A 24308-nucleotide genomic window follows, 5' to 3' on the forward strand; every position below is an offset into this window, starting at 1 on the left:
CAGTATACTGGCTTACCACCATGCATGAAAATGGTGTACCGGCCCAATACCGTGACCGACTTCCAGAGTATCGGCTTTTGCCAGTGCCGCCGAGAGCCAGGCTTTTGCTTCGCTAACCGTATCGGCCCAGCTTTCATGACGTGGACGCAGCGCCGCCAGCGCGGCCGAGAGCGTACAACCCGTGCCGTGGGTATTTTTGGTCTGCACGCGCGGCGCGGTAAAGCGTACTTCGCCGTCGCGGGTGAAGAGCCAGTCCGGACTTTCCGGATCATCAAGATGCCCGCCCTTCATCAGCACCGCCCCGCAGCCCATCGCCAGCAGCGCATTGCCCTGCGCTTTCATTTCCCGTTCAGTTTGCGCGTGCGGCGCGCCCAGCAGCGCGGCGGCTTCCGGAAGATTGGGCGTGATGAGCGCTACCTGCGGCAGCAGCTTATTGCGCAGCGTCTCGACGGCGGAGGCGGAGAGCAGCGGATCGCCGCTTTTTGCCAGCATGACGGTATCCAGCACCACGTTTTGCACCTGATAGCGCTTAAGCCGTTCGGCCACCGCTTCCACAATGTCCGTTTCGGCCAGCATGCCGATCTTGGTGGTATCAATACGCACGTCGCTGAACACCGAATCCAGCTGCGCGGCAACAAAATCTGGCTCGATGCGGTAGACCGACTGCACGCCGCACGTGTTTTGCGCCACCAGCGCGGTGATGACCGAGCAGCCGTACGCGCCCAGCGCCGAGAAGGTTTTCAGGTCTGCCTGGATACCCGCGCCGCCGCTGGGATCGGTGCCGGCAATGGTCAGGGCGTTAATCCGCTTCATGCCTGCTCCTCCAGCGTGTAGAGCGCGTCGAGGAACGCGCTGGCAAAACTGCCGGGGCCGCGCGAGTGCGCAACGGCCACCGTTCCGGCCCGCTTCATCCATCCGCAGGCGGCGGCGATGTTATCCAGCCGGTCACCCGGCAGCGAGCAGCTCGCCGCCACAACGGCAGAGAGCGCGCACCCAGTTCCCACCACGCGCGTCATCAGCGGGTCACCGCCGGTTACCGCTCGGGTACGTTGCCCGTCCGTGATGTAGTCCACCTCGCCGGTGACCACAACAATCGTATTGATCTGCCGGGCCAGCGCCTGGGCAGCAGGCACCGCGCTGGCGGCGGTATCGGTCGTATCGACGCCGCGCCCGCCCGCGCTCATCCCCGCGAGGGCAAGGATTTCGGAAGCATTGCCGCGAATGGCGGCCGGTTTCAGGGCAAGGATTTGATGGCAAAACCGAGTGCGGAACGCCAGGGCGCCCACGGCAACCGGGTCCAGCGTCCAGGGTTTGCCTGCCGCTACCGCACTTTCAATAGCACGACGCATCGACTGGGCGCGCAGCGCGGTCAGCGTGCCAACGTTAACCAGCAGCGCATCGGCTATCGCGGCAAACTGCTCGGCCTCTTCGGCCTCGATCACCATCGCCGGAGATGCGCCAAGCGCCAGCAAAACGTTGGCCGTAAAGGTTTGTACGACGTCATTGGTCATACAATGGGTCAGCGGAGAACGGGTTCGGAAGTGGTGTAAAACGTGTAAATCGAGCAGGTCAGGCTGCATGGGTTCGCTCCTGCCTTGCGTGAAGAAGCGATGACCGGGAAGGCATCTGACTTCCCTACGCTGGCATTATCCAGATCAGGTAATACGGGTATTTCTCAGCCTTCATTTAAGAAGGGCACCCCGAGTCAAATAAAACAAAATCAAAAGCTTGCGATTAACGTCCCGTTAATCCCTGTTCTGGATCATGCCAGCGGGAAGCCAAAGACTCAACCCTAAAAAATCCTTTGTGTCCCAGTTTGTGTCTCACGTTGTGTCCCACAGATAAATGGCAGGCACAAAAAAACCGCCCATAAGGCGGCTTAAGGAAATTATTCAGTCGTGATGATTTAAATGAAATCTATTTTCTGCATTAGTTTTCTTCATGCAGTCGGATTGCTTTTGCCAATTCCAATTGGAATGCAAAGGACAGACGGGAACGGCTGATCTTGATGCCGTCAATAATGATGTATGTAGGGTAAACAGTGACCATGCGCCCCAAGTATTGGAAGTGACCTGCTCCCCGTTGATTAGTACACCCCGATGTTAGTAATGTCTTCATAAGCCACATGAGGACATCCCCATGAAGAAGCGTTTTTCCGACGAACAGATCATCAGTATTCTCCGCGAAGCCGAAGCTGGGGTACCCGCCCGTGAACTCTGCCGCAAGCATGCCATTTCCGATGCCACGTTTTACACCTGGCGTAAGAAGTATGGCGGTATGGAGGTGCCTGAAGTTAAGCGCCTGAAGTCGCTTGAGGAAGAGAACACCAGACTCAAGAAGCTGCTTGCCGAAGCCATGCTGGATAAAGAGGCGCTTCAGGTGGCTCTTGGGCGAAAGTACTGACGACAGACCAGAAGCGGGAAGCCGTGATGTTGATGTGTGATGCGACCGGTCTGTCGCAACGTCGTGCCTGCAGGCTTACAGGTTTATCCCTGTCGACCTGCCGCTATGAGGCTCACCGTCCGGCTGCTGATGCGCATTTATCAGGGCGCATCACTGAGCTGGCACTGGAGCGCAGGCGTTTTGGCTACCGTCGTATTTGGCAGTTGCTGCGCCGTGAAGGGCTTCATGTTAATCATAAGCGCGTGTACCGGCTTTATCACCTCAGTGGCCTGGGCGTAAAACGCAGAAGACGTCGTAAAGGGCTGGCAACAGAACGTCTGCCGCTGCTCCGTCCGGCGGCGCCCAATCTGACCTGGTCGATGGATTTCGTCATGGACGCACTTTCCACCGGTCGCAGGATCAAGTGTCTTACCTGCGTCGATGATTTCACAAAGGAATGCCTGACGGTCACTGTTGCCTTTGGGATTTCAGGCGTTCAGGTCACGCGTATTCTGGACAGCATTGCACTGTTTCGAGGCTATCCGGCGACGATAAGAACTGACCAGGGGCCGGAGTTCACTTGCCGTGCACTGGATCAATGGGCCTTTGAGCATGGTGTTGAGTTGCGCTTAATCCAGCCGGGCAAGCCAACGCAGAACGGATTTATTGAGAGCTTTAACGGACGATTTCGCGATGAATGTTTGAATGAGCACTGGTTCAGCGATATCGTTCATGCCAGGAAAATTATTAATGACTGGCGGCAGGATTATAACGAATGCCGCCCGCACTCCACGCTGAATTATCAGACACCGTCTGAATTTGCAGCGGGCTGGAGAAAGGGTCATTCTGAGAATGAAGATTCCGACGTTACTAACTGAGTGTTGTATCTAATCGTGGGGGCAGGTCAGCTACCCTCTCGACATCAGGTACATCCAACGGTGATGAAATTGTTGCGGCGTCCGCATCTTACGGATGGTGATTTAACAATATTAAATTAAAATGCCAGCAAACCGCCAATCAGCTAAAAAACTCACCATTGAGTTTAATTAGCTGGCTATAACTCAATACATTGCTGCTAGCACAAAAATGACAAAGTACATTTTTATTTCCGCTGTTTTGTATCTCACTTTTATTTTATTAGGGATATGGATCGGCTTGATGTTAGGCACCTATATTTATAATTGTAATTACTGAGGCAATAATGAAAAAGTTAATGATGGTAGCGGCTATATTATCTCTTGCTGCGTGTTCCTCACCAGCTCAACGGATGGCTGATTGTCAAAGCAAAGGAGTGAGTAAAGATGCTTGTTATATTGCAGAGCAAAACCGCACCACAGCCATTAACGCTGCGGCTGAAAAACAGGCTTTAGAGAATGCTGCTCAACTTGCACAGTCAGCGCACAGGCGCCTTCCTGAAGGCTGCACTCAGGTTATGGATGCTGCGGGTCATTGTGATAGCAAGCCAGCCAAAGTAAGCGGTGATTTAAAAAAGTTATCAGGTGATGCGGATCACGTTATGAATAAGCCTGTCTCTGATGCTGCTGAATATCTGCTTTCGAAAGGCTGGAAGCCAAATAAAGGTTCATGGCACAAGGGTAGCTATATTATGCAGCTGGTTGTCGAAAAAGAGAGAGTTGTAAACGCACAATTATCAAAAATGTGACCTTTGCAGGACGCTACCATCTGATAAGATTTACGTAGCCCCATTTGTATGGGGCTTTGTTTTAGCTCGTTAATAGATTTACTCCAACTGCCACGCCCCGCCATGAATAAGCGACGCGCCTCCCGTCCAGGCAAATAACGCCAGCTCGCGGCAGTCGGCATCAGGATATATACGGCTGCTGAGGCACGCCTCACCCTCGTTAACAAACACTTCCACGGAGGAGCTATCAAAGAACAAACGAAGATTAAGCGCGTTGCTCAGGTTAAGCGCGACGCTTCGGGTCCCGCACAGGCCATACTGCGGATAGTCTCGCTCCAGCACCAGGCGCTGCATCTGCGCATCAACATAAAGGCGTAACCCGTCGCCAAGACGAATGCCGTACTGCTCCGCGCTGCTGTTGGCGCAATCCCATTGCAGAATGACCTCCATCGCATCGCAGTGTTCCACCAGCGTCATCTGCTGGTTATTAAGCGTACTTATCGGCCAGGGGAACCACGCCCCGCGCAGGCTTTCAACTTCTCTGGCTGGCTGCATTTGCAGATGGTTATCGGCACTCAGCGTCAGCTCGCGAGGTAAGGAGAGCATACCTGCCCAGCCATCCTCCTGTTCCGGCTGCGGGGATTCCCACATGTCCAGCCAGCCGATAACGAGGCGTCTGCCATCCGGCGTCAGGAAACTTTGCGGCGCATAGAAATCATGCCCGTAGTCCATCTCCACAAATTCACCTTCACGCACAAAAGGCTGACCAGGCTGCCATTCGCCTACCAGATAGCCACTCTGGAAGAGATTGCGATGTTTAAATCCGTCTGCCGCCAGTCCCTGAGGCGAAAACATCAGCACGCGTTTACCATTGAGAGTGAAAAAGTCCGGGCATTCCCACATATAACCCAGCTCTTTTTCAGCCACCGCGAGCACGCCCCTGTCCTGCCACTCGCGCAGATCGGCAGACCGGTACACACGCACCTGGCCCGTATCCCCCTCGCGCGCGCCAACGACCATGTACCACCACGCCCCTTCACGCCATACCTTCGGATCGCGGAAGTGATGCAGCCCGGGCGGTGTATCAATGACTGTCCCGTGCCGCACAAACTGGATGCCGTCACGGCTGGTTGCCAGGCACTGAACCTGGTAGAGATTAGCCTCATCGCCAGGATCGCCGTGGAATTTGTGGCCGGTGTAAATCAGCGCCAGCGTGTCGCCATCCACCACCGCTGAGCCGGAAAAACAGCCGTCCTTATCGTCTGGCCCTTCCGGGGCCAGCGCAACCGGGAGGTGCTCCCAGCGGACTAAATCTTTGCTGCGCGCATGGCCCCAGTGCATTGGCCCCCACTGGGTCGAATACGGATGGTGCTGATAAAAGGCGTGATACCAGCCGTCAAACCAGACCAGGCCGTTCGGGTCGTTCATCCAGCCAGCGCGCGCGGCGAGGTGGTAACGGGGGTACCAGCGCAGGTTAAGCCTTTCGCGCCTGGACTGCAGTTCCTGTTCTGCTTTCGTAATGGAATAGGTCATTTCTCTACTCTTTCGATCAGATGGTGGAAGGTTGCGGCATGAGCGGGTCAGATGAGGACTTGCCCGAGCGCAACAGGAAGATGGAGATAAACGTGGTGCTGAAGACCAGTAGCCCCATGATGAGATAGGACTGGGCAAAGCCGTATTTCTCATAGCTGTAGCCTGCGAGCGGTGACAGAACCGAGGCAATCACCGAGCTTGTACAGGCAAAGCCCACAAGATAGAGGGTGGAAGAGAGCCGTTTATCAAAATGCAGGCTGTTGTATTTAAAGATGGAGACCAGCAAAACGGGTAGTTCAACCGCGTGCAATAGCTTGGTAATGGAGATCAATACCGGTCCCTCAACCAGACCCGATGCCACCATACGCATCGCCATCACCATTCCGGCGAAAATCAGGCCGTTTTTCGCACCGAGGCGATTCACCAGCCACGGGGCGCAGAACATGCCCGCCGCCTCCAGGAAAACCTGGAAGGAGTTGAGATAGCCGTACATGGCGTTTCCTTCCTGCAGCGTCGGGAACTGTGAGGAGAAATAGACCGGGAACTGCTGGTCGTAAACGCCGTAAATACAGGTGCCAATAACGAAAAACACCAGCGCCCAGAAGCGCGGCAGCGTCAACAGGCGTAAGGCATCCTCCAGCGTGACCTTACCACCGGATACCGCCTCCTGCATGGCGTGCGGCGCGGAAGAGACTCTTAGGCGCGCCAGCAACACAAAAAACACCAGCCCGGCGCAGCTCGCCACCGCGAAGTTCAGCTTCGGATTGATGTTGAACAGCAGACCGGCAAAAAAGGTTGCCACCGCCCAGCCAAGGGATCCCCACATCCTCGCCTTGCCAAACTCAAACTGACTCTGGCGGGCCACGCGCTCGGTATAGGATTCCAGTACACCAATCCCGCCGTTAAACGTCAGCCCGATATAAATCCCGCCGAAAATACTGCCGAGTAACACGTTAATCTGCAGCAGATAACCAAACAGCAGGAAGGCCGGACCGGAAAGAATGAGCAGGCTGGTCAGAAACCAGAGCAGGTTTTTTCGCAGGCCGAGTTTGTCCTGCATGAAGCCGTAGCAGATTTGCGCGCACAGCGCGGAGACAGACAGCACGGCATAGATGACCCCCGTATCCCCTGCCTTTAACCCCACCTCCTGGTGAAGCCATATAGAGAGCAACGAGCCGGAAGATGACCACGTGACAAAAAAGAAAAACAGTAATGCGCTTAATAAAGGGTAGCTGTGAGAGTGATGCGTTTTCATCATGACATTCTCATGTTGGAGTAATGACGCAATGGTAACGTTAACATTTACGCTTTCTCATGCTGTTTGGCTGAAATTTAAGATGTTAATCACGAAAGTTAACGTTAACATTAAGAGAATGAGATCGCGATCAAATATTCATCACTGAGGTAAACATGACCCGGCCTGGGCATCAGCCTTTCTTTTACATCAGCGACTTAGTTGTATACCCTTTCACGCAGAGCATTCACGGAGTAAGACAATGGCTTCCCTGAAGGACGTCGCAAAGCTGGCTAACGTATCGCTGATGACGGTCTCCCGCGCGCTGAACAGCCCGGAGCGCCTTAAGCCGGAAACGCTGGCGCGCGTTCAGCTGGCTATCGAGCAGACCAGCTACGTGCCCGATCTGTCCGCCAAGAAAATACGCGGCGCGCATGCCTCGCCTAAAACCATAGGGGTACTGGCGCTCGATACGGTGACGACGCCGTTCTCGGTGGAGATCACGTTGTCTATTGAAGAAACGGCCAGAATGCACGGCTGGAACAGCTTCGTGATGAATATGTTTACCGATGACAATCCGGACGCCATTGTCGACCTTCTCCTCTCTCATCGGCCCGACGGAATTATCTACACCACCATGGGGTTACGTCAGGTTCCTCTCCCGGCCAAACTCCTCACCCTTCCCTGCGTGCTGGCCAACTGCGAAAGCGACGGCGAAAAGGTCGCCAGCTATATTCCCGATGATGAGCAGGGGCAATATACCGCCGTGCGGGCGTTACTCGCGGAGGGTTATCGATGCCCTCTCTGCCTGCATTTACCTGAGGGGCATCTGGCCACAACCCGCCGTCGTCAGGGGCTAGAGCGTGCATGCCGTGAAGCGGGGCTCGATCCGGACAGCCTGGAGCACTGCTATATGGGACTCGGCGATGAGCACTATCGCGACATTCCGGCCGTGTTGCTGGCGCACATGCAGAATGGCATTCCCAGGTTCGACGCCGTTATCTGCGGTAACGATCGTATCGCGTTTATGGTGTACCAAACGCTACTGGGACAAGGGCTTCGTATACCGGACGACGTCGCGGTGATCGGCTATGACAATATGGTGGGCATTGGGGAGTTGTTCCTTCCTCCTCTCACGACGGTACAACTGCCGCACTATGAAATTGGTCGCCTGAGCGCCCTGCATATTATTAACGGTGAAGAACATCAGGAAACCACGCGCGTAGAAAGTCCATTTTTACTGCGTGATTCCGTTGCACAGGCAACGTGAGCACCGTTTTCTGCACCTGCCGGATAAACAGGGAAAGCTTCCCTCCTTTTATGCCGTTCAATGGCACGATTTGTCACACTCTTTTCTGCGACTTTACACACCGGGCAAATAGCCTGTAACTAGCTGTTTTTATTTGGCATAAAATACAATTTTCATTTTAAAAAAGGGGATATTTCCTCGCTATACACACGTGTCACAAAACAGTAAACAAATTAACCATTGAGCCCCGTGGCAAAAGGCTCTATATTGGCGGCGTTTTTTTCAGGCCCCTTCTGTTTTTTAACTTTTTATTCAATCGTGGCTCATAACGAAGCGGCGGTTGTAGGAGTGATATGATGACGGATAAAGTCCGTATTGACACCGTAGATGCCCACAAAAGCAACGAAACCTATCTGGCCCGTCAGGCCGAGTTTGAATCTAACGTCAGGAGTTATCCGCGCAAACTGCCTTTAGCCATCACTAAAGCAGAAGGCGTGTGGATCACCGATGCAGATAATAAAGAATACCTTGACTGTTTAGCAGGTGCAGGGACCCTTGCGCTTGGCCATAACCATCCTGATGTGCTGAAAAGCATCCAAAATGTCATTACCAGCGGCTTGCCGTTACATACTCTGGATCTGACTACGCCTCTGAAAGACGCGTTTTCCGAATACCTGCTCTCTCTGCTGCCTGGTCAGGGCAAAGAGTACTGCCTGCAGTTCACCGGTCCATCCGGTGCTGACGCCGTTGAAGCAGCGCTGAAGCTGGCGAAAAAAGTGACCGGCCGTAGCGGTATCATCAGCTTCTCTGGTGGTTACCACGGCATGACCCACGGCGCACTGTCCGTGACCGGCAACCTGTCACCGAAAGAAGCGGTAGACGGTATGATGCCAGAAGTGCAGTTCATGCCTTACCCGCACGAATACCGCTGCCCGCTGGGTATCGGTGGTGAAGCGGGCGTGAAAGCGCTGACTTACTACTTCGATAACCTGATCAACGACGTTGAAAGCGGCGTGCGTAAACCTGCTGCGGTGATCCTGGAAGCGGTTCAGGGCGAAGGCGGCGTGAACCCGGCTCCGGCTGAGTGGCTGCAGCGCATCCGTAAAGTGACTCAGGAACACGGCATTCTGCTGATCCTCGACGAAGTTCAGGCTGGCTTTGCCCGTACCGGTAAATTCTTCGCCTTCGAACACGCGGGCATCGAGCCAGACATCATCGTGATGTCTAAAGCAGTCGGTGGCGGTCTGCCGCTGGCCGTACTCGGTATCAAAAAGCAGTTCGACGCATGGGCGCCAGGTCACCACACCGGTACCTTCCGCGGCAACCAGCTGGCGATGGCAACCGGTCTGACGACGCTGAAAATCCTGAAAGACCAGAACATCGCAGGCAAAGTGGCGGCACAGGGCGAATGGCTGAAAGGCCAGCTGAAAGAGATGGCGAAACGTTATCCGGTTATCGGTCACGTTCGCGGCCTGGGCATGATGATCGGTATTGAGATCGTTAAGCCGCACGAAGCCGCTGACCACATGGGCTGCTTCCCGGGCGACGGCGAGCTGTCTGCACTGATTCAGAAGAAGTGCTTCGAAGCCGGTCTGATTCTGGAGCGCGGTGGTCGTAACGGTATCGTTCTGCGTCTGCTGCCTTCTCTGCTGATCAGCGATGAAGAGCTGAAGATCTTCCTGGATAAATTTGAGCAGGCACTGCTTGCTGCGGGCGTTCGCCCGGCGTAACCGGAGTTATTGATTACGATGTCTGATTCAAACCCAATTTTGTTCTCCTCTGCGCAGAGCATTGAAGCTTACCAGCAGGCGATTGAACAAAGCACTCAGGCTGTGATGCAGTGGCTGAAACAGCCTGAGATGTACCAGGGCAAAACGGTCGCGGAACTGCGCGACCGTATTAAGCTGGATTTCAACCCGAAAGGGCTGGGCAACGAAGCGGCGATTGAACGCGCCGTGGAGTTCTTCCTGAAAGACAGCCTGTCCGTTCATCACCCGCAGTGTGTGGCGCACCTGCACTGCCCAAGCCTGGTCGTAAGCCAGGCGGCGGAAGTGCTAATCAACGCTACTAACCAGAGTATGGACTCCTGGGATCAAAGCCCGTCCGCAACCATCATCGAGATCAAACTGATCGAGTGGCTGCGTACCCGCGTGGGTTATCAGGCTGGCGACGCCGGTGTCTTCACCAGCGGCGGAACCCAGAGCAACCTGATGGGCCTGATGCTGGCGCGCGATGCGTTCTTTGCGCGTCAGGGTCACTCCGTTCAGCAGAACGGTCTGGTGGGCGATCTGCGTAAGATCCGCGTACTGTGCTCTGAAAACGCGCACTTCTCCGTGCAGAAAAACATGGCGCTGATGGGTCTGGGCTACCAGTCCGTGGTGCAGGTGAAAACGGACGAATTCTCCCGCATGGATCTGACCGATCTGGCGGCGAAAATCGAACAGTGCAATGCGAACGGCGAGCAGATTCTGGCGATCGTCGCAACGGCAGGTACCACCGATGCCGGTGCTATCGATCCGCTGCGCGCCATTGCTGAACTGGCGGCGAAGCAGAACATCTGGGTACACGTTGATGCGGCCTGGGGCGGCGCGCTGCTGATGTCTGAGCAGTATCGTCACTACCTGGACGGCATTGAGCTGGTGGATTCCGTCACCCTGGACTTCCACAAGCAGTTCTTCCAGACCATCAGCTGCGGCGCCTTCCTGCTGAAAGAAGCGCGCCACTATGAGCTGATGCGCTATCAGGCGGCTTACCTGAACTCTGAGTTCGACGAAGAAGCCGGCGTGCCGAACCTGGTCTCCAAATCTCTGCAGACCACCCGTCGTTTCGACGCGCTGAAGCTATGGATGAGCCTGGAAGCGCTGGGTCAGGAGCAATACGCGGCGATCATCGATCACGGCGTGACCCTGGCACAGCAGGTTGCGGCGTACGTGAAAGCGCAGCCTGCGCTGGAACTGGTTATGCAGCCGCAGCTGGCAAGCGTGCTGTTCCGCTTCCGTGGCGAGGTGCAGGCAGATGATGCCGGTATCGCCCTGCTGAACCAGAAAATTGGTGATGCGCTGCTGGAATCCGGCCGTGCAAACGTCGGCGTGACCGAGCATAACGGCGTGACCTGCCTGAAGCTGACGCTGCTGAACCCAACCGTGACGCTGGAAGATATCAAAACCCTGCTGTCTCTGGTTGAGCGCACCGCGCAGGAAGTTCTGGCTAAGTAATACAAAACCCCTCTCCCGCCGGGAGAGGGGTTATTCTTATAAGCCCGCCCACCACATCCTGATTTTTAATCCCCAGTAGCTCGTCCAGCCCGTTGTGGTACTGACCACGTTCCCCTTCGATACAATGACTAACGTCGGCGTCACGCTCACCTGCCACGCCTGCGACAGCGCACCGTTTTCATCGTTTATCACCGGCATTTTAAGCTGTTTCTTGTCAACCCAGCGTGCAAGCTTTGCGTTATCACCAGAGCGCATGGCGATACTCACCACGTTCCCGCCCTCTTCTGCCAGCTGATTAACCGCAGGCGTGGTGTAACGGCAAATGCTGCACCAGGTCGCCCAGACGTAGATCAGCAGCGGACGCTCCTGGCTGAGCGCCGCAATATCATGCATTTTTCCGTCGATGCTCGTCATCGGCGTTGCACTAAAACTGGCGGGGAGTGTCGGTTTTCGGTATTGATCAACTCCCCACGCCACGGCCAGCGTCAGCAGAACGAGTATGACTCCTTCCCGCGCCCAGCGGCGCAGTCGATTGATTTTGCGGTTATCCATTGTGACCTCGTGTTTTAACGAAGGTCATCTTAACGGGCAATACACCATCACGCTGTAAAGAAATGTCGCGCCAGGGTTACTCCCGGGTATAGCCATAGTCGTAAGCGCTATACCCCGAGTTGTAATAGAGCGCCGCCGATTTCACAATGTCATTGAGGATCACGCCATTTACCTTTACGTTCATCCGTACCATACGCTTAAGGCTGGTCTCGATCTCTTTCACGCTGGTTTTACCAAAGCGGGCGACCAGCAGCGTTGTGGCTGCTGCTCTGGCGATCAGCAAAGCATCCGTCACGGCAAGCACAGGTGGAGTGTCGATAATCACGATGTCATACCGCTTTTCAATCTGCGCCATCACATCCTGGAAGCGTTCACTCATGAGCAGGTCAACGGGATGCGTAGGTTGAGGTCCGCAGGTCAGTACATCAAAACCGCCTTTCTCAAAGCGTTGAACCGCCTCCTGCCACCCAACGGTTCCGTCGAGCACGCAGGACAACCCCCGATGATTGTTCAGCCTGAACACATTGTGGACATACCCTTTGCGCATATCCGCATCAACAAACAGCACCCGCTGTCCGGCCTGTGCCACAATCGACGCCAGTGAAGTACTGACCAACGTCTTTCCGCAGTCCTGCGTGGGGCCAGACACCACGACAACCCGGTTTGCGGTATCCATCATGGTAAAATGCAAACTGGTGCGCAGCCCACGCATCGCCTCGACAAACGTATCAGCCGGACGGTCAATGGGCAGGAAAGGCACGTTGGATATCCTGTGCTTCCAGTGGGAAGTAAACAGGTTTCTCCTGCGCAGGTGCGTTTTTTTCCATAACCATACCGAGCGCGGAAGCGTTACCAGCAGCGGCATCCCGAATTCTTCAAGTTGTTCTGACGAGGTAATGCCCCGCTTGAAGGCGGAACGCACTAAAACCGTTCCGGCAGAGAGGAGCAGCCCTATCATCATACCAAACAGAATGATGAGGGCTTTGCGCGGTTTGACAGGGGCCGGCTGCGTCACCGCCGGGTCTATGATCCGCACATTCCCGATAGCGCTGGAGCGCGAGATGCTCAGCTCTTGCTGACGCGTCAGTAACTGCATGTATACGGCGCGCCCGGATTCAACATCACGACTCAGGCGTAATATTTCCTGCTGCGTGGATGGCATGGAGGAGACGCGGCTATACAGGCGCGCGCGTTCCCGCTCAAGCGTTTGTTTTTTCTCCAGTAAAGCACGGTAGGTTGGATGGTCCTTTTTGAACAGCTGAGAGACCTCTGCCTCGCGAAACGTCAGCTCGTTAAGCTGATTTTCCACGTTAACCACCTGATCAAGAACCGACTTTGCCTCAAGAGATAAATCGACCGAATCGCTTTGCTCTCGATAAGCATTCAGTCGCGCCTCGGCTTCATCCAGTTCGCGACTGATTTTAGGTAACTGATCCTGTAAGAACGTGAGGCTACGGGAATCTTTAGCTTCCTGGCGCGCAATGTTCTGGCTGAGAAAATTTTCGGCAATCGTATTAAGTACCGTAGCGGTCTTGCCGGGATCGTCACCCGTTAACGTTAAGGCGATCATTCCACTCTGTTTCGACGACTCCACAACCGTCAGTCTGCTCTGAATGGCGTTGATCGCCTCAAGCCTGGTAACGATGTTGAGGGTAAACTGGGTTCCCGGTGCCGCATTGAGGGAGGTCACCAGAAGAGAGACGCCCTCTTTAAGCAGCGCTTTTCCAACAATGCCTTCTGCCTCAAGCGTTTGTCCCTCAAGACGATATCGCCCTTGCTCGAGAACAGTGAGTAAAAGCGTTTGTGGATCCCCCTCCACAGACGGAATATTCAGCGAGCCAATCGTGATTTCAGCGGGGTTGCGCCCGTGAACGTGCTCCCAGAAAGCCCCAATGACGGGGAACAAGCGCCTATTAACCTCGTAGGTCAGCCCTAACCGATCAACGGTCTGTCCGAGGACCATCCGTGATTTAAGGAGTAAAAGTTCTGGAGCGACATCGGGTGAGAGATCGGATCTGAGCGAGGTCAGGTTCTTGAGCAGCGCGTTGCCCTGCTTCGCTTCGACCTGCACCAGGGCATCAGCCTGATAAACCGGCGTGACGCTGAAGGCGTAGATCCCCGCACATACCGTGAACAGAAGCGTAACACACGCGATCATTACCCGGTGATCGAACATCTCAGCAAGCAACTGAATGAGATCCATTTCGTTATTCTGCGGTGTCGCAGCACTATATTTGTCTGATTTAGAAGACGACATTACGGCTTCATTCCTTGTTAACTCAAACGACGAGCCCATTCCTGACTGGCTTTCCCCAATTGCCCGAAAACATATTCAAAGGCTTCACGGCTTTTGCGATACGGGTCGGGAATGTCCTGGGTTTCCAGCCATTGTCCAAATAGCAGCGATTTTCCCCGGTTCTCCGGGGCCATTGTGGCAATAAAACGAAAGTGTTCCGGCTCCATCACCAGAATCAAGTCGGACTGTTGCAACAGACTGCACGTCACCCTGCGGGCAACGTGCCCCTCCAGCGAAAGGCCGTGACGCAAGGCCACAGCCTGCGCACTCGCATCCGCCGGGCGTCCTTCAAGTCCGAAAATACCTGCAGAGGTGACCTGCCTGCCGGGTAATAGCTGACGCAATAGCCGCTCACCAATGGGTGAGCGGCAAATATTGCCGGTGCAGACCACTAAGATCGAATGGAACATGACTACGGCCACGATCGGATGTTACGAACGGTTTCGGTCAGGTCATGTACGCCGCTGATGGTGGGCACCAGTTGGGAGATCACGCGATTCCAGCGCGATAGCGGTGCCGTGGTGACGTAGACAATGTCATACGGCTCAAGCTGGAATTCCGTACCCAGCACCATGGCTGAAGCATCTTCCGCATTCAGCTGATAGATATTGGCGATTTTGTCGGTGTCACCTTTTTTCGATACCTGGCGAATAACAAAAATGCCGGTTGCATCGGCCATATTTTGGTTAAGCCCCCCGGCATTGCCCAGGGCCTCGGCCAACGTCATGCCGCTACGATCCATCTTAAGAGTGCTCTGTTTCACCACCTCGCCCATTACGAACACTTTCAGCGCGTCGTTCCGGGGAACAAACAGGATATCGCCAGGATAAAGCAGCTTATTTTGGGTCAAATCGCCATGCTGCATCAGGGCATAGAGTGAGAGGTGGGCGTCCTGTCCATTGTGTGTGAGCACGACGTTACGCCAGTCGGCATCCGCCGAGAGCCCACCCGCGGCGTTAATCGCATCCATCACCGTCAGCGGAATATTGGTTATCGGCTGTTGACCCGATTTTTCCACCTCTCCGGTGACGTAGGCTTTTTGTGAACGGAAGGAGGCTACGCTGACGTCCACCTGCGGACTCTCAATGACGCTATCCAGTCGAGCCGTAATCTCTTCACGTACCTGTGAAACCGTTTTTCCTGCCACCCGCAGTTTACCGACATAGGGATAAAAGAGCGTACCGTCAGCGTTGACCCAGTTGCCTGTATCGCTCGCGCTACGATATTGTCCTGCGGGCGTTGTTAATTCAGGATGATCCCAGACGGTGACCGTCAGGATGTCGCCTGCGCCAATACGGTATTCCCAGTTTTTGATCTGCTTGTCCAGATTAGGATTTGCCTGAGATTTCGACACGGGCGGGCGCAGTTTTTCAATCCACTCCGGGGTCAGCGGAAAAATTTCCACGCGCTTATCAAGCTGATAATTTGCCTCTTCCGCCGAAATAACTTTCTTACCTGACACACTTAAGTTCTGACCAGGTGAAAAAACACACCCTGTTAACTGACTAATACTGAGAAATAACAGCGAAAATGCAGTTGTACTTTTCATTAATATAAATATTTCTTTTTAACGTTGCGTTTATCGTTAAGCCTGTAAAAAGACCCAATCCAACCCCATGAAATGTAATCAATTATGCTTATGAGAGATGAACTTCCTGCCCTTATAAAACACACCTCACCCGCGCTTTAAAAAACAGATCCTATACTCGACCTGGTTAAAAAAACGGATGTCAGCACGCTTCATCCGGAGGCAATATTAAATGCTCTTCAGAGAGAAAGCATTCGCCTCGCTTTCTAACTTTGATATGGAAAGTTATTTTCAGAATTAATTAATGAAATGATAAATATTAAAAATATAATGCATCAACAATATTCCCGACACTGATAAACATCACGCAATTGGGCTACACAAAACCGTCCACTTTTGTTACATTTTTTTTCAAACATACCCTGCGTTGATACTTAAAATGGAGTGTCTGCTTCGCTTTCGACGTCCCGCAGACGAAAAGTATCTGTAACGATATCACTGGAGAAAAAATGGCTAAGCGTAAACTGCTGCTTCTGGGTGTATTACTGTCTCTGGCGGGATCCGCATTCTCTGCCCCGCAAACGGCCGCTGCACCCTCCGGCATCAAGGCCTATGAAGAACAAGAGTTCATCGCTGACTTCACGAAATTCAAGATTGGCGACACGGCGCCGGCGCAGTATCAAACGCCGGAGTACACCATCAAACAGTACCAGCTGCGTAACCTGCCGGCTCCGGATGCCGGAACCCACTGGACCTACATGGGCGAGAACTACGTGCTGATCGGCGATGCGGACGGCAAAATCTACAAAGCCTATAACGGAGATATTTTCTATCACCGCTAAGACCATTCTGATCCGCCCCTGGCAGGAAAGCGATCGTCCTTTCCTGCGCACGCTCTTTCTCCACGCCCGGCGTGAGGCCTGGCCATGGCTGGACAGTTCAGACTGGCAGCTGGAAGACTTTGACGCGGCCACCCGTGACGAAGTGATTTGGGTTGCCACGCAGAACGGCCATCGCCTGGGCTTTGCCTCCGTCTGGGCGAACGATAATTTTCTGCACAACCTCTTTGTTGACCCGCAGTATCAAAGCCACGGCGTCGGGAAAATGCTTCTGGAACAGGTGCAGAAGACGTTTACCAGTACAGGTTCGCTTAAGTGTCTGGTGAAGAATGCGCGGGCTGTCGCGTTTTACCAGCGGCACGGCTGGCACATTGAGGCGACGGGGGATTCTCCGGAGGGAGAGTATTATTTGATGCACTATCGGCTTGGGTAAAGTCAGGTGGCGCTTCGCTTACCTGACCTACAAAACCGTATTTCGTAGGCCGGGTAAGGCGAAGCTGCCACCCGGCACTAAGCGAAGAGGTATTACACCGCGCGGAACGCGATTTCGCCCGGGATGACTTCGCCCTGCCAGTAAAGCTGCGCCGCAACGCGACCCGCCAGCTGACGATAAATCTCTGCAAATTCGCTGTCCGGACGGCTGACGACCGTCGGCTTTCCGCTGTCCAGATCTTCACGCAGGGTAATGTGCAGCGGCATCTGTCCCAGCAGTTGGGTGTGATACTTCGCAGCCAGTTTTTCTGCCCCACCCGTACCGAAGATAGGTTCGTGGTGACCGCAGTTGCTGCAGATGTGCATGCTCATGTTCTCCACGATACCGAGCACCGGCACTTCCACCTTCTCGAACATCACGATGCCTTTTTTGGCGTCGATCAGCGCGATATCCTGCGGCGTGGTCACCACAACGGCACCCGTCACCGGAATGTTCTGCGCCAGCGTGAGCTGGATGTCACCGGTCCCCGGCGGCATGTCCAGCACCAGATAATCCAGATCCGGCCACATCGTCTCCTGCAGCATCTGCAGCAGCGCTTTGCTGGCCATCGGGCCGCGCCAGACCATGGCGTTATCGTCAGTCACCAGGTAACCGATGGAGTTGGTCGCCAGACCGTGCGCCATGATCGGCGCCATGTGGGTCCCATCGGGCGAGGTTGGACGCTGGTTTTCCGCGCCCAGCATGTTTGGAATAGACGGGCCGTAGATATCGGCATCCAGAATACCGACCTTTGCCCCTTCCGCTGCCAGCGCCAGCGCCAGGTTTACGGCGGTAGAGGATTTCCCCACCCCGCCCTTGCCCGAGCTGACGGCAATGATGTTTTTCACGCCGTTGACGCCAGGCTGGTTTTTCACGCGCTTCAGCGTGGCGATGCTGTGGCTCAGCTTCCAGTCGATCGCCTTCGCGCCGGTAATGCGCAGCAGCTCGGCGCTGGTCTGCTCTTTCAGCGCGTCAAAGGCGCTGGTCCAGACGAACGGCATCTGCAGCTCAACGTGCAGCGTGTCGTCCAGCCAGGCAACGTGGTGTAACGCTTTCAGCGTAGTGAGATTGTGCTTCAGGGTTGGATGCTGAAAGTTAGCCAGCGTCCCGGCGACCATTGCTCGTAAGGCTTCCGGTGATTTGGCCTGGGATTGAGAACTCATCCCGACTCCTTTGTTCTTGTGAATAAGACCTTAGATGAACAAGTTTACCTGAAAGGCCGTGGTTTGTGCTTACTTAATAATGCCCCTTTTGGTAATATCAAAAACCCTTTTCACAGTTAAAAGAAGTAATGCCTACTATGACTCAAGTCGCGAAGAAAATTCTGGTAACGTGCGCACTGCCGTACGCCAACGGCTCAATCCACCTCGGCCACATGCTGGAGCATATCCAGGCTGATGTCTGGGTCCGTTACCAGCGAATGCGCGGCCACGAGGTTAACTTCATCTGTGCGGACGATGCCCACGGCACGCCGATCATGCTGAAAGCGCAGCAGCTGGGGATCTCCCCGGAGCAGATGATTGCCGAAATGAGTCAGGAGCATCAGACCGATTTTGCTGGCTTTGACATCAGCTATGACAACTATCACTCCACGCACAGCGACGAAAACCGCGAGCTGTCGGAGCTGATCTACACCCGTCTGAAAGAGAACGGTTTTATCAAAAACCGCACCATCTCTCAGCTGTACGATCCGGAAAAAGGCATGTTCCTGCCGGACCGCTTCGTCAAAGGCACCTGTCCGAAATGTAAATCCCCGGACCAGTACGGCGATAACTGCGAAGTGTGCGGCGCGACCTACAGCCCAACCGAGCTTATCGAGCCGAAATCCGTGGTTTCCGGCGCCACGCCTGTGATGCGTGACTCCGAGCACTTCTTCTTTGACCTGCCGTCCTTCAGCGAAATGCTGCAGGCGTGGACCCGCAGCGGCGCGCTGCAGGAGCAGGTGGCGAACAAGATGCAGGAGTGGTTCGAATCCGGCCTGCAGCAGTGGGATATCTCCCGCGATGCGCCGTACTTTGGCTTCGAAATCCCGAACGCGCCGGGCAAATACTTCTACGTCTGGCTGGACGCGCCAATCGGCTACATGGGCTCCTTCAAGAACCTGTGCGACAAGCGTGGCGACACCGTCAGCTTCGACGAATACTGGAAGAAAGACTCCACTGCCGAGCTGTACCACTTCATCGGTAAAGACATCGTTTACTTCCACAGCCTGTTCTGGCCGGCCATGCTGGAAGGCAGTAACTTCCGCAAGCCAACCAACCTGTTTGTTCACGGCTACGTGACGGTGAACGGCGCCAAGATGTCCAAGTCCCGCGGGACGTTCATCAAGGCCAGCACCTGGCTGAACCACTTCGACGCGGACAGCCTGCGCTACTACTACACCGCGAAGCTCTCTTCCCGCATCGACGATATCGACCTGAACCTGGAAGATTTCGTGCAGCGCGTGAACGCGGACATCGTGAACAAGGTGGTGAACCTGGCGTCCCGTAACGCGGGCTTTATCGCCAAGCGCTTTGACGGCGTGCTTTCTGCCGAACTGGCCGATCCGGTGCTGTATAAAACCTTCACCGATGCCGCCGCTGCGGTTGGCGAAGCCTGGGAAAGCCGTGAATTCGGTAAAGCGATTCGTGAAATCATGGCGCTGGCCGACGTTGCCAACCGCTATGTGGACGAGCAGGCCCCGTGGGTGGTCGCGAAACAGGAAGGCCGTGACGCCGACCTGCAGGCGATCTGCACCATGGGTCTGAACATGTTCCGCGTGCTGATGACCTGGCTGAAGCCGGTTCTGCCGCAGCTGGCTGCCCGTGCTGAAGCGTTCCTGAACACCGAACTGACCTGGGATGCAATCCAGCAGCCGCTGCTCGGCCACAAGGTGAACACCTTCAAGGCGCTGTACAACCGCATCGAGATGAAGCAGGTTGACGCCCTGGTGGAAGCCTCTAAAGAAGAGGTGAAGGCAGCTGCGGCACCGGTCACCGGCCCGCTGGCGGACGATCCGATTCAGGAAACCATTACCTTCGATGATTTCGCCAAAGTCGACCTGCGCGTGGCGCTGATCGAGAACGCGGAGTTTGTGGACGGCTCTGACAAGCTGCTGCGCCTGACGCTGGATCTGGGCGGCGAGAAGCGCAACGTCTTCTCCGGCATCCGTTCTGCCTATCCGGACCCGCAGGTGCTGATCGGCCGTCAGACCGTGATGGTCGCCAACCTGGCGCCGCGCAAAATGCGCTTCGGCATCTCTGAGGGGATGGTGATGGCCGCAGGACCTGGCGGGAAAGATATCTTCCTGTTAAGCCCTGACGAAGGCGCGAAGCCTGGCCAGCAGGTGAAATAACAAAAAAGCCGGAGATTATCTCCGGCTTTTTTTTACCCAGCGGCGCTACGCCTGCACGGGCCTACGGGTTTTGTAGGCCGGGTAAGGCGAAGCCGCCACCCGGCTAAACATCACGCCTTCGGGTGATGCACCCGGTGGGTCAGCCCGCGCAGGAAATTACGCAGGAACTGGTCGCCGCACTCGCGGTAGTTTTTATGATCCGGTGCGCGCATCATGGCGGTCACTTCCGGCACGGATACGCGGAATTTTTGCTCGGTCATGATCGCCACGATATCGTCCGTTTTCAGCGAGAACGCGATACGCAGCTTTTTCAGCACCGTGTTGTTGTTCACCCGACGCTCCAGCGCCAGCTCTGGCGCGGCCGGATCTTTGCCGCGCTTATCGTAAATCAGGCCGTTCAGGAAGCCCGACAGAATGATATCAGGACAGCGGACAAACCCCTCTTCGTCTTCTTTGGTCATCCACGTGTCAAAACTCGCAGACGTGGATTCCATGTCGGACAGCGCAAGAATGCGCACCATGTCGTTATTGTTCACTTTCAGGGTGTAGCGCAGGCTACGAAGAATATCGTTACTTAGCATAGTGCCTTCGAATGTCGATGATGCAATGGCGCGCAGTGTACCAGCTTTACAGCCCAATCGCCTCTTTCAAACTCTTCAGGTAGCGGCGGCTGACCGGGACGGTTTGCCCGGCGCGCAGAACCAGCTCGGCCTGGCCGTTATCTTCCAGGCGGATCTCCTTCAGATGCGCCATATTCACCAGGTACTGGCGGTGACAGCGAATCAGCGGCGTGCGGCTCTCCAGCGTGCGCAGGGTCAGCTCGGTAAACCCTTCGTTCCCTTCAGCGCTGGTAACAAATACCCCGCTCAGGCGGCTGCTGACAAAGGCCACATCATCCATCTGCAGGAGATAGATCCGGCTGTGCCCGGTGCAGGGGATAAACTTCAGCGGCTGCTGGTTCTCCGCCAGCAGCGTGACGTCCTGCACGGTGCGCTCCTGGCGTAAACGGTTGAGCGTTTTATCCAGACGCTTCTCTTCAATCGGCTTGAGTAAATAATCAAACGCATGCTCCTCAAAGGCCTTAACGGCATATTCGTCGAACGCCGTCAGAAACACGATGTAGGGACGATGGTCCGGGTCAAGCATGCCGACCATCTCCAGCCCGCTGATGCGGGGCATCTGAATATCAAGGAACAGCACGTCCGGGCGCAGCTTGTGCACCGCGCCGATAGCCTCAATGGCGTTGGCGCACTCCCCCACAATCTCAATATCCGGCTGCTCCTGCAGCAGAACGCGCAGGTTTTCCCGTGCCAGCGGCTCGTCATCCACAATCAGCACTTTTAACATGCGTTTTCCTCCAGCGGCAGTCGTAGGGTAATACGGGTAAATCGGTCGGGCTCGCAGGCGACGGTAATGCCACAGTCATCGCCAAAATGGGCGCGCAGGCGTTTATCCACCAGGCTCATCCCTAATCCGCCGGAGGCGGAAGGCTGATAAAGCCCGGCATTATCTTCAATATCCAGCACCAGGTGATGGTTGAATCGGCTGGCGGCAATGGTTATCTCCCCCCTTCCCAGCAGCTGTGATGTACCGTGCTTAATGGCGTTTTCGACAATCGGCTGCAGGGTAAAGGCCGGAAGATGCTGATACGCCAGCTCGTCCGGCACGGAGAGCGACACCTGCAGACGCGACTGGAAACGCGCCTGCTCAATCTGCAGATAGGCATTCACGTGCTCAATCTCATCGGCGAGGGTCACGATCTCCGACGGCCGCTTCAGGTTCTTGCGGAAAAAGGTCGACAGAAACTGCACCAGCTGCGCGGCCTGATCGCTGTCGCGGCGGATCACCGCTTTAAGCGTATTGAGGGCGTTGAACAGGAAATGCGGATTGACCTGCGCATGTAGCAGCTTAATCTCCGACTGCGTCAGCAGGGCTTTCTGCCGCTCATACTGCCCGGCGAGGATTTGCGCGGACAGCAGCTGGGCGATCCCCTCCCCCAGCGTGCGGTTGATGGAGCTGAACAGACGGTTTTTCGCCTCATACAGCTTGATGGTGCCCATCACCCGCTGATTCTCGCCGCGCAGCGGAATCACCAGCGTGGAGCCCAGCTTGCACTGGGGATGCAGCGAACAGCGGTAAGGCACTTCGTTACCGTCGGCATACACCACCTCGCCGGTTTCGATGGCGCGCAGCGTATAGGCTGAGGAGATCGGCTTGCCCGGCAGATGGTGATCGTCGCCCGTACCGGTAAAGGCCAGCAGCTTTTCCCGATCGGTTATCGCCACCGCGCCGATATCCAGCTCCTTGTAGAGCACCTGGGCCACCTTCATGCTGTTCTCTTCGTTGAACCCCTGGCGCAGGATCCCTTCCGTCGAGGCGGCAACCTTCAGCGCCGTGGCGGAAAAGGCCGAGGTGTACTTCTCAAACATGGCGCGCTTGTCGAGCAGAATGCGCATAAACAGCGCCGCGCCCACGGTATTGGTCACCATCATCGGAGCGGCAATGCTGCTGACCAGGTGCAGCGCATCCTCAAACGGACGGGCAATCAGCAGAATGATCGCCATCTGCGCCATTTCGGCCACAAAGGTAATGGCACCGGCGGTCAGCGGACTAAATACCTTGTCCGGGCGACCGCGCTTAATCATATAGCTGTGCACCAGACCGCCGAGAAGCCCTTCAACGATCGTGGAGATCATACAGCTCAGCGCCGTCATCCCGCCCATGGAATAGCGATGCAGCCCCCCGGTTAAGCCAACAAGCCCCCCGACGACGGGACCGCCGAGCAGCCCGCCCATCACCGCGCCGATAGCGCGCGTATTGGCAATAGAGTCTTCGATATGAAGACCAAACCAGGTCCCCATAATGCAGAATATGGAAAATACGACGTAGCAGAGAAATTTGTGCGGCAGACGGACGGTGACCTGCATCAGCGGGATAAACAGGCGCGTTTTGCTCATCAGCCAGGCAATGACCAGAAACACGCACATCTGCTGAAGCAACAGCAGCACCAGGTTAAACTCGTACATACTCAAAACCGCACACGCTAAAAAACGCGTAACATACACGGATGCGGCTCAACTTTCTTTGAAGCATCCCAAAAAAGCGCAAAATCGTGCCCGTTATCACACCTTTTTCAGAATATCGCATACGCTTCGCATTCTTTGTGCAAAAAACAATCAATTCTTCCTGGTTCGGCAAAGTGGGTCTACAGTTAAGCTGGGGACGCGTAAGCCAGGGGGCGAATATGGCGCTTTACACGATCGGTGAAGTGGCACTCCTTTGTGATATCAATCCCGTTACCCTACGGGCGTGGCAGCGACGGTATGGATTACTCAAACCGCAGAGGACCGACGGTGGGCATCGCCTTTTTAATGATGACGATATCGACCGCATTCGCGAAATCAAAAGCTGGATCGACAACGGCGTGCAGGTTGGGAAAGTGAAGTCCCTGCTGAGCCACGACGACCCGGATACGCAACATCTCTGGCGCGAACAACAGGAAACCCTGCTGCGGCTCCTGCAGGCGGGCAACCTGCAGCGCCTGCGTGGATGGATAAAAGAGCAGGGTCGCGATTATCCGGCGCAGACGTTGATCTCCCATCTTTTCATTCCGCTCCGGCGACGCCTGCAGTGCCAGCAGTCCACCCTGCAGGCGCTGCTCAGCATGCTCGACGGCGTGCTGATCAACTACATTGCCGTCTGCCTTGCCTCAGCGAAGAACAAAGCCGGAAAAGATGCACTGGTTGTCGGCTGGAACGTACACGATACCACCCGCCTGTGGCTGGAAGCGTGGATTGCCACCCAGAAGGGCTGGCGCGTGGATGTTCTGGCGCACTCGCTGGCGCAGCTCAGACCTGAGTTTTTCGACGGCCAGACCCTGCTGGTCTGGTGTGGCGAAGTGCCGTCCGCCTCGCAGCAACAGCTGCTGACGGAATGGCGTGAAAATGGTTACCCGGTCTATTCCCTTGGTCCGGATGAGCCATAACGGCATTTAATGGTTCATTAACAGCTGCGCTTCACCGTATAATTGTT

The 24308-nt window shown here is 55.3% G+C and carries 21 protein-coding genes and 1 riboswitch; of the genes, 9 read left to right on the forward strand and 12 right to left on the reverse strand.

The genetic code is table 11. From position 1 onward, the window contains the following. Positions 1-12: 12 nt before the first annotated feature. Positions 13-813, reverse strand: a complete 801-nt coding sequence (gene thiD / locus PI91_RS17835; protein ID WP_039266736.1) for a bifunctional hydroxymethylpyrimidine kinase/phosphomethylpyrimidine kinase — start codon at positions 811-813, stop codon at positions 13-15. Next, the gene (thiM, locus tag PI91_RS17840) at positions 810-1580 is read right to left on the reverse strand and encodes a hydroxyethylthiazole kinase (RefSeq protein WP_039266737.1); all 771 of its coding nucleotides are present in this window, start codon (positions 1578-1580) and stop codon (positions 810-812) included. Before thiM ends, thiD begins: the two co-directional genes overlap by 4 nt. 35 nt (positions 1581-1615) lie before the next feature. Continuing rightward, positions 1616-1713: riboswitch (TPP riboswitch) on the reverse strand. Positions 1714-2139: 426 nt separating this feature from the next. Here thiM and PI91_RS17850 point away from each other — a divergent pair. Then, positions 2140-3260 (forward strand): IS3-like element ISSen4 family transposase gene (locus tag PI91_RS17850; RefSeq protein WP_085950818.1). Its coding sequence is split into 2 segments (ribosomal slippage): positions 2140-2398 and positions 2398-3260, totalling 1122 coding nucleotides; the frame shifts between segments, so codons are not numbered across the junction. A gap of 323 nt (positions 3261-3583) precedes the next feature. Next, positions 3584-4045, forward strand: a complete 462-nt coding sequence (locus PI91_RS24915) for a hypothetical protein (RefSeq protein WP_069598541.1) — start codon at positions 3584-3586, stop codon at positions 4043-4045. Positions 4046-4123: 78 nt separating this feature from the next. Here PI91_RS24915 and PI91_RS17860 read toward each other — a convergent pair whose 3' ends face one another. Next, positions 4124-5557 carry a glycoside hydrolase family 32 protein gene (locus PI91_RS17860; protein WP_039266738.1) on the reverse strand — a complete coding sequence of 478 codons (1434 nt, stop codon included), beginning with the start codon at positions 5555-5557 and terminating at the stop codon, positions 4124-4126. Positions 5558-5573: 16 nt separating this feature from the next. Continuing rightward, the gene (locus PI91_RS17865; RefSeq protein ID WP_039266739.1) at positions 5574-6815 is read right to left on the reverse strand and encodes an MFS transporter; all 1242 of its coding nucleotides are present in this window, start codon (positions 6813-6815) and stop codon (positions 5574-5576) included. A 238-nt stretch (positions 6816-7053) separates the two neighbouring features. Between PI91_RS17865 and PI91_RS17870 the strand changes: the two genes are divergently transcribed. The 3 genes from PI91_RS17870 (at position 7054) to PI91_RS17880 (ending at position 11255) form a co-directional block, all read left to right on the forward strand. Next, the gene (locus tag PI91_RS17870; RefSeq protein WP_039266740.1) at positions 7054-8061 is read left to right on the forward strand and encodes a LacI family DNA-binding transcriptional regulator; all 1008 of its coding nucleotides are present in this window, start codon (positions 7054-7056) and stop codon (positions 8059-8061) included. 332 nt (positions 8062-8393) lie between these two features. Next, positions 8394-9770 (forward strand): diaminobutyrate--2-oxoglutarate transaminase, encoded by a 1377-nt coding sequence (locus PI91_RS17875; RefSeq protein WP_014884533.1) that lies wholly within the window; start codon positions 8394-8396, stop codon positions 9768-9770. 18 nt (positions 9771-9788) lie between these two features. Continuing rightward, positions 9789-11255, forward strand: a complete 1467-nt coding sequence (locus PI91_RS17880; protein ID WP_039266741.1) for an aspartate aminotransferase family protein — start codon at positions 9789-9791, stop codon at positions 11253-11255. A gap of 36 nt (positions 11256-11291) precedes the next feature. Here PI91_RS17880 and PI91_RS17885 read toward each other — a convergent pair whose 3' ends face one another. From PI91_RS17885 to PI91_RS17900, 4 genes are all read right to left on the reverse strand, one after another. Next, positions 11292-11807, reverse strand: coding sequence for a protein disulfide oxidoreductase (locus PI91_RS17885; protein ID WP_023325651.1), 516 nt, complete (start codon positions 11805-11807; stop codon positions 11292-11294). Between the two features lie 76 nt (positions 11808-11883). Continuing rightward, positions 11884-14064, reverse strand: coding sequence for a polysaccharide biosynthesis tyrosine autokinase (locus PI91_RS17890; RefSeq protein ID WP_039266742.1), 2181 nt, complete (start codon positions 14062-14064; stop codon positions 11884-11886). 17 nt (positions 14065-14081) lie between these two features. After that, positions 14082-14513: a protein-tyrosine-phosphatase gene (locus PI91_RS17895; RefSeq protein WP_039266743.1), complete on the reverse strand. Its 432-nt coding sequence runs from the start codon at positions 14511-14513 to the stop codon at positions 14082-14084. 2 nt (positions 14514-14515) lie between these two features. Next, positions 14516-15652 (reverse strand): polysaccharide export protein, encoded by a 1137-nt coding sequence (locus PI91_RS17900; protein WP_008500886.1) that lies wholly within the window; start codon positions 15650-15652, stop codon positions 14516-14518. A gap of 488 nt (positions 15653-16140) precedes the next feature. On the opposite strand from PI91_RS17900, the gene PI91_RS17905 reads away from it, so the two are divergent. Next, on the forward strand, positions 16141-16473 hold the full coding sequence (locus tag PI91_RS17905; protein WP_008500887.1) for an RcnB family protein: 333 nt from the start codon (positions 16141-16143) through the stop codon (positions 16471-16473). Continuing rightward, on the forward strand, positions 16418-16903 hold the full coding sequence (locus PI91_RS17910) for a GNAT family N-acetyltransferase (protein WP_008500888.1): 486 nt from the start codon (positions 16418-16420) through the stop codon (positions 16901-16903). Before PI91_RS17905 ends, PI91_RS17910 begins: the two co-directional genes overlap by 56 nt. Positions 16904-16995: 92 nt before the next feature. On the opposite strand, the gene apbC is transcribed toward PI91_RS17910, so the two are convergent. Beyond that, on the reverse strand, positions 16996-18105 hold the full coding sequence (gene apbC / locus PI91_RS17915) for an iron-sulfur cluster carrier protein ApbC (RefSeq protein ID WP_032652722.1): 1110 nt from the start codon (positions 18103-18105) through the stop codon (positions 16996-16998). A gap of 137 nt (positions 18106-18242) precedes the next feature. Between apbC and metG the strand changes: the two genes are divergently transcribed. Beyond that, entirely contained in the window at positions 18243-20276 is a 2034-nt protein-coding gene (gene metG, locus PI91_RS17920) for a methionine--tRNA ligase (protein WP_032652724.1), read from the forward strand. Positions 20277-20386: 110 nt separating this feature from the next. Here metG and PI91_RS17925 read toward each other — a convergent pair whose 3' ends face one another. From PI91_RS17925 to PI91_RS17935, 3 genes are read right to left on the reverse strand one after another with little or no spacing between them, the layout of a single operon-like run. Next, complete coding sequence (locus tag PI91_RS17925; protein ID WP_039266744.1) at positions 20387-20857, reverse strand: DUF1456 family protein; 471 nt, start codon at positions 20855-20857, stop codon at positions 20387-20389. 46 nt (positions 20858-20903) lie between these two features. Beyond that, positions 20904-21623 (reverse strand): two-component system response regulator BtsR, encoded by a 720-nt coding sequence (gene btsR, locus PI91_RS17930; protein ID WP_039266746.1) that lies wholly within the window; start codon positions 21621-21623, stop codon positions 20904-20906. Next, on the reverse strand, positions 21617-23302 hold the full coding sequence (locus PI91_RS17935) for a sensor histidine kinase (RefSeq protein ID WP_032622865.1): 1686 nt from the start codon (positions 23300-23302) through the stop codon (positions 21617-21619). Before PI91_RS17935 ends, btsR begins: the two co-directional genes overlap by 7 nt. A 218-nt stretch (positions 23303-23520) precedes the next feature. On the opposite strand from PI91_RS17935, the gene mlrA reads away from it, so the two are divergent. Beyond that, on the forward strand, positions 23521-24261 hold the full coding sequence (gene mlrA, locus PI91_RS17940; protein WP_008500894.1) for an HTH-type transcriptional regulator MlrA: 741 nt from the start codon (positions 23521-23523) through the stop codon (positions 24259-24261). Positions 24262-24308 lie beyond the last annotated feature (47 nt).

The sequence above is a fragment of the Enterobacter sp. FB genome (genome assembly GCF_000805795.1).
Lineage (GTDB): Bacteria > Pseudomonadota > Gammaproteobacteria > Enterobacterales > Enterobacteriaceae > Enterobacter > Enterobacter roggenkampii.

Bases quoted from the DNA above. Each gene is read 5' to 3' on its own strand.
- thiD (WP_039266736.1), bottom strand. From the start codon at position 813: ATGAAGCGGATTAACGCCCTGACCATTGCCGGCACCGATCCCAGCGGC.
- thiM (WP_039266737.1), bottom strand. From the start codon at position 1,580: ATGCAGCCTGACCTGCTCGATTTACACGTTTTACACCACTTCCGAACC.
- PI91_RS24915 (WP_069598541.1), top strand. From the start codon at position 3,584: ATGAAAAAGTTAATGATGGTAGCGGCTATATTATCTCTTGCTGCGTGT.
- PI91_RS17860 (WP_039266738.1), bottom strand. From the start codon at position 5,557: ATGACCTATTCCATTACGAAAGCAGAACAGGAACTGCAGTCCAGGCGC.
- PI91_RS17865 (WP_039266739.1), bottom strand. From the start codon at position 6,815: ATGATGAAAACGCATCACTCTCACAGCTACCCTTTATTAAGCGCATTA.
- PI91_RS17870 (WP_039266740.1), top strand. From the start codon at position 7,054: ATGGCTTCCCTGAAGGACGTCGCAAAGCTGGCTAACGTATCGCTGATG.
- PI91_RS17875 (WP_014884533.1), top strand. From the start codon at position 8,394: ATGATGACGGATAAAGTCCGTATTGACACCGTAGATGCCCACAAAAGC.
- PI91_RS17880 (WP_039266741.1), top strand. From the start codon at position 9,789: ATGTCTGATTCAAACCCAATTTTGTTCTCCTCTGCGCAGAGCATTGAA.
- PI91_RS17885 (WP_023325651.1), bottom strand. From the start codon at position 11,807: ATGGATAACCGCAAAATCAATCGACTGCGCCGCTGGGCGCGGGAAGGA.
- PI91_RS17890 (WP_039266742.1), bottom strand. From the start codon at position 14,064: ATGTCGTCTTCTAAATCAGACAAATATAGTGCTGCGACACCGCAGAAT.
- PI91_RS17895 (WP_039266743.1), bottom strand. From the start codon at position 14,513: ATGTTCCATTCGATCTTAGTGGTCTGCACCGGCAATATTTGCCGCTCA.
- PI91_RS17900 (WP_008500886.1), bottom strand. From the start codon at position 15,652: ATGAAAAGTACAACTGCATTTTCGCTGTTATTTCTCAGTATTAGTCAG.
- PI91_RS17905 (WP_008500887.1), top strand. From the start codon at position 16,141: ATGGCTAAGCGTAAACTGCTGCTTCTGGGTGTATTACTGTCTCTGGCG.
- PI91_RS17910 (WP_008500888.1), top strand. From the start codon at position 16,418: ATGCGGACGGCAAAATCTACAAAGCCTATAACGGAGATATTTTCTATC.
- apbC (WP_032652722.1), bottom strand. From the start codon at position 18,105: ATGAGTTCTCAATCCCAGGCCAAATCACCGGAAGCCTTACGAGCAATG.
- metG (WP_032652724.1), top strand. From the start codon at position 18,243: ATGACTCAAGTCGCGAAGAAAATTCTGGTAACGTGCGCACTGCCGTAC.
- PI91_RS17925 (WP_039266744.1), bottom strand. From the start codon at position 20,857: ATGCTAAGTAACGATATTCTTCGTAGCCTGCGCTACACCCTGAAAGTG.
- btsR (WP_039266746.1), bottom strand. From the start codon at position 21,623: ATGTTAAAAGTGCTGATTGTGGATGACGAGCCGCTGGCACGGGAAAAC.
- PI91_RS17935 (WP_032622865.1), bottom strand. From the start codon at position 23,302: ATGTACGAGTTTAACCTGGTGCTGCTGTTGCTTCAGCAGATGTGCGTG.
- mlrA (WP_008500894.1), top strand. From the start codon at position 23,521: ATGGCGCTTTACACGATCGGTGAAGTGGCACTCCTTTGTGATATCAAT.